The organism is Anaerolineae bacterium (assembly GCA_014360855.1).
GTDB lineage: Bacteria > Chloroflexota > Anaerolineae > JACIWP01 > JACIWP01 > JACIWP01.
In genome coordinates, this window is sequence record JACIWP010000249.1 from 1 (window position 1) to 4,412 (window position 4,412).

5 protein-coding genes are annotated in these 4,412 nt (G+C 67.4%); 3 read left to right on the top strand and 2 right to left on the bottom strand.

Going from position 1 to position 4,412, the window contains the following annotated elements:
- From H5T60_12025 to H5T60_12035, 3 genes are all read left to right on the top strand, one after another.
- Window positions 1-387, top strand: a 387-nt coding sequence (locus H5T60_12025; GenBank protein ID MBC7243159.1) for a sigma-70 family RNA polymerase sigma factor, incomplete at its 5' end; no start/stop codon positions are given.
- Window positions 374-1,003, top strand: a complete 630-nt coding sequence (locus H5T60_12030) for a zf-HC2 domain-containing protein (protein MBC7243160.1) — start codon at window positions 374-376, stop codon at window positions 1,001-1,003. The genes H5T60_12025 and H5T60_12030, both read left to right, overlap by 14 nt.
- Window positions 1,004-1,026: 23 nt before the next feature.
- A complete protein-coding gene (locus H5T60_12035; protein ID MBC7243161.1) occupies window positions 1,027-2,097 on the top strand; it encodes a hypothetical protein in 1,071 nt (356 codons plus the stop codon).
- Window positions 2,098-2,141: 44 nt separating this feature from the next.
- On the opposite strand, the gene asd is transcribed toward H5T60_12035, so the two are convergent.
- Together asd and H5T60_12045 are read right to left on the bottom strand one after the other, a co-directional pair.
- On the bottom strand, window positions 2,142-3,194 hold the full coding sequence (gene asd / locus H5T60_12040) for an aspartate-semialdehyde dehydrogenase (protein ID MBC7243162.1): 1,053 nt from the start codon (window positions 3,192-3,194) through the stop codon (window positions 2,142-2,144).
- A gap of 49 nt (window positions 3,195-3,243) precedes the next feature.
- Window positions 3,244-4,341 (bottom strand): homoserine dehydrogenase, encoded by a 1,098-nt coding sequence (locus tag H5T60_12045; GenBank protein MBC7243163.1) that lies wholly within the window; start codon window positions 4,339-4,341, stop codon window positions 3,244-3,246.
- Between the last annotated feature and the right edge of the window lie 71 nt (window positions 4,342-4,412).

The window sequence follows — 4,412 nt, forward strand, 5'->3', positions numbered from 1 at the left end:
CGGGTCTGGCTGGGTCGCATCGTCACCAATACCACCCTGGATTACCTGCGCCGGCAGAACCCTGAACAGCCGCTGGACGAGACGGTACCGCCGGCCCCGTCAGCAGAGGAGACCCCCCTGCGTCACCTGGAGCGGGAGGAGATGCGCCAGCTTGTGCGCCAGGCGGTACTGTCCCTGCCGGCGCAGTGTCGGGTAGCGCTTATCCTGCGGGAGTACGAGGGCCTGTCCTATCGGGAGATTGCCGAGATGCTGGACATTCCCATGGGCACGGTGATGTCGCGCCTGCATTACGCGCGCCAGCTCCTGCGGGAAAGGCTGGCGCCTCTGCTGGAACTGCCGGAGCACCCTGCCGGCGGCTTGGAGGAGGATGCGAATGACGCACGATGAACTGGTTTCCCTGTTGACGGCCTTCGCCGATGGAGAGCTGGAGCCCCGCCGGCGCATGCTGATGGAGGAGCATGTGCGCCAGTGTGCGGAATGCGCCCATCGGCTGGAGGAACTGCGCCGGCTGTCCCGCGCTCTCCGCATCTGGGAAGTGCCTGGCGCGACGGCCGAGCGGGCGCGGGCGCTGTCCTCCGCCCTCGTCCAGATGCTTCCGCACCGGCCGGCCGCATCCTATCTCCGCCGGCCTTCCTGGATAACGTGGGCGTTCCCGGCCGGGCTGGTGGTATGGGGTGCGCTGGTGGAGGCCGCCGCTGTCCTGACCATGGCCTTCGGGCTGGCGGTCATGGCGGCCGGCCTGTTTGCGCCGGCCAACACCTGGCTGAGCTGGCTGGCCGGCATCTTCCCCTCCCTGAACGCGCCCTACTGGCTCGAGACAATCCCGGGACTGAGGGACCTGGGCTGTCAGGTACTGGGTATCCACAACATTTTGCCGGCCTCGTTCTGGGACTGGCTGATGAGTTTCCTGATGCCCACGCTCGTGTACGTCTCGCTGTTGGCGGTGGTCTGCCTGGGAATGTGGGGTTGGTTCGGCGTGCAGATGGCGCGCCGGCGGTTATAACATGAAATAGGGAGGATACCCGCATGAACTACACCGAGATATTGAAGCGCGCGCTCAAGATCACATGGACGCGCCGCGCGCTGTGGCTCTTCGGCATTCTGCTGGCACTGGTGTCGGGGAACCCGGCAGGCGGCTTTCGCGGCTACAGCTTCAGCGGCCGGCAGTTGGACTTTCGCGGTTGGGACCCTTCGGCCCAGGATTCCTTCACTCGCTGGCTCCAGTACCTGTGGGACACCTTCTCCGGCGACCTGGGCATCTCCCTGAACGCCCTGGGCAAAGTGCTCATCGTTGTGGCCGTCCTGCTGTTCCTCTGGCTCCTGGTCAGCATCGTGGTGCGCTATTTCGCCCAGAACGCGCTGATCCGTATGGTGGCGCATGTGGAGGAGACGCAGGGGACGGTCACCGTGGGCGAGGGGTTCCGATTGGGATGGACCCGGCCGGCGTGGTACATGTTCCTGATTGACCTGGTCCTGGGGATACCGTTCGCGCTGGTGGCCATCCTGCTCATCGCGATTGGGCTGTCCCCCCTGCTGTTACTGCTGGTGGATACCGTCAGCGCCAAGGTGGTGGGCATCGGGCTGACGGTGCTGTTGATGCTCTTCTTCGTGGCGGTGCTGATTGTGGCCGGCGTCGCCCTCAGCGTCATCGCCCAACTTGCCTACCGGCAGGCGGCGCTCAGCGGCAAGGGCACGCTGGAATCCATCACCGAAGCATATCGGATGCTGAGGGAGCACTTCTCCAACGTGGCGGTCATCTGGCTCCTGCTCCTGGCCATCGGCATCGGCTGGGGATTGGTGCTCCTGCCGATTTTCATCGTCCTATTCGTGCTGGCGGCGGTCATGGGCGGCGCGCCGGCCTTCCTGATATATCAGGCCACCCGCACGGTGTGGCCCTCCCTGCTCATCGGGGTGCCCGTGGGCATGGTGATCATCGGTCTGCCCCTTCTTTTCCTCACCGGCCTGTATCAGACCTTCGTCTCCGCGGTCTGGACCCTGACCTATCGCGAGCTGTGGCTCAAGGAGGTGGGGTTGGGGAGCGAGAGCTTGCCGGCGGAGGGCAGTGCGCTGGAAGGGCCGGAGCTGGCCGAGCTGTGAGGAAACGACAGCCTCCCGCAGGAATCCTGCGGGAGGCTGTTTTGTCAGTCCACCAGACCTTTTGCGACCAGGAGTTCAGCCAACACGAGGGAACCGCCGGCCGCTCCCCGCACCGTGTTGTGGCCAAGGACCACAAACTTCTTCCCCAGCACCGGGCAGTCCTGCAGGCGTCCCACCGTCACGGCCATGCCGGCGCCGGCGTCGCGGTCCCGGCGCGGCTGAGGGCGGTCCGGCTCCGGCCGATAGATGATGGGCTGGGCCGGCGCGCTGGGCAGTCCCAGCTCCTGCGGCTCCCCGCGGAACGACTCCCATGCCTGGCGGATTTCCTCCATCGAGGCATCCCGCTCCAGCTCCAGCGAGACGCAGACCATATGCCCCTCCAGCACCGGCACGCGGTTGCACTGCGCGCTGACCGCGAAGGCCGCCGGCCGCACCGCATCCCCTTCCAACGTCCCCAGCAGTTTCAGCGGCTCGCTCTGCACCTTATCCTCCTCGCCGCCAATGTAGGGGAGCGCGTTGTCCACAATATCCAGCGAAGGGACACCCGGATAGCCGGCGCCGGAGAGCGCCTGCAGGGACACCGCATGCACCCGCCGCAGTCCGAAGCGCCGGGCCAGCGGCGCCAGCGCCATGACCATAATGGTGGTGGTGCAGTTGGGATTGGTGGCGATACAGCCCTTCCAGCCGCGCCGCCGGCGCTGTACCGCGATCAGGCCGATATGGTCCGGATTGACCTCCGGGATGACCAGCGGCACGTCGGGGTCCATGCGGTGGGCCGAGGCGTTGGAGCAGACGATGTAGCCGGCGCGCGCCATCTCCTCCTCGACCGGGCCGGCCAGCTCGCCCGGCAGGGCGGAGAAGAGGATGCGGCCCGGCAGGTTGGTGTCAATGGGGCGCACCGGCATATCGCGCACTCCCGCCGGCATCGGCGCATCCAGCGTCCACCGGCACACCTCCCCATAGCGCTGGCCGGCGGAACGCTCCGACGCGGCCAGCCCGACCAGCTCGAACCATGGATGCTGGGCCAGCAGGGAGACGAAGCGCTGGCCCACAGCGCCCGTGGCGCCCAGAACGGTGACGGGAATCTTCTCCTTCATCTCTTTCCCCCATGAATGTGAAGATATCACCCCCGGATGGGAGCAGGGTTCAGGGCATGCAGAGGGCCAGGTCCACCATATCGGCCAGGATGCCGCCGGCGGTGACCTCGCGGCCGGCGCCCGGCCCCTGGATGACCATCGGCGCACTGCGGTAGCGGGTGGTGTGGAACACCACGATGTTGTCCGTGCCGGACAGCCGGCCGATGGGGCTGTCCGGAAGCACCTCATGCAGTCCCACCACCGGCACCTCCCCGCCGATATTGGCGACGTAGCTCAGCCGCACTCCGCGCGAGGCCGCCTCCCGCACGATTTCCTCCACCTCCGCATCGCCCTCTGGCAGGCGTTCCAGGAAGGCCGGCAGGTCCAGGCCCTCCAGCGCGCTGGGGATCATGGAAGTGACGTGCACATCGCGCAGTTCGATGGAGTGGCCCATCATGCGGCAGAGGATGAGCGCCTTGCGCGCCACGTCAATGCCGCCCAGGTCGTCGCGGGGATCCGGCTCGGTATAGCCGGCCTGCATGGCGGAGCGCACGGCCTCGGAGTAGCGCTCCCCCCGGTTCAGCGCCGTGCAAATATAGGCCAGTGTCCCGCTGAAGACCCCCTGGATGGAGAGCACGCGGTCGCCGGTGTCCAGCAGGGATTGGAGCGTGCGGATGACGGGCAGGCCGGCGCCGACGGTGGCCTCGAAGCGACAGCGCCGGCTGGCGGTGAGCCGCAGGAAATCGCCCCATTCACCGGTGAGCGGACGCTTATTGGCCAGCACCACACAGCCGCCGGCGTCCAGGACGCGCAGGAGCAGGGGCACCGTATCGTCGCTGGCCGTGGCGTCCACCAGGATGAACCGCTCCAGGTCCCCCAGGTCGCGCAGGGCGGCCCAGACATCGTCCAGGAAGGCGGCCGGCGTCCCGCCGGGAGCTTCGCCCACGGAACCGCCGGCGGCCTTGGCCTCCAGAGCGCGGCGGACCTGCGCCTCGTTCAGGCCCTGCGCCGCGGCCAGAATGCCGCGCCGATCTGCCAGCAGATGCGGCCGGAAAAGGACGCCGGCGCGTGCCGCCATCTCGGTCCGGACAATCTCATCGTTCAGGAGGTTCAGCAAGGTGGAGCCGACGCCGCCCACCCCCAACAGGCCGAAAGCGATGTTGCGCATTTTCCCTCTCCTCGTCATGATACCATATGACCGGCGCGCCGGCCGTGCCTCGTCGGAGGCGCGCGGAAGCG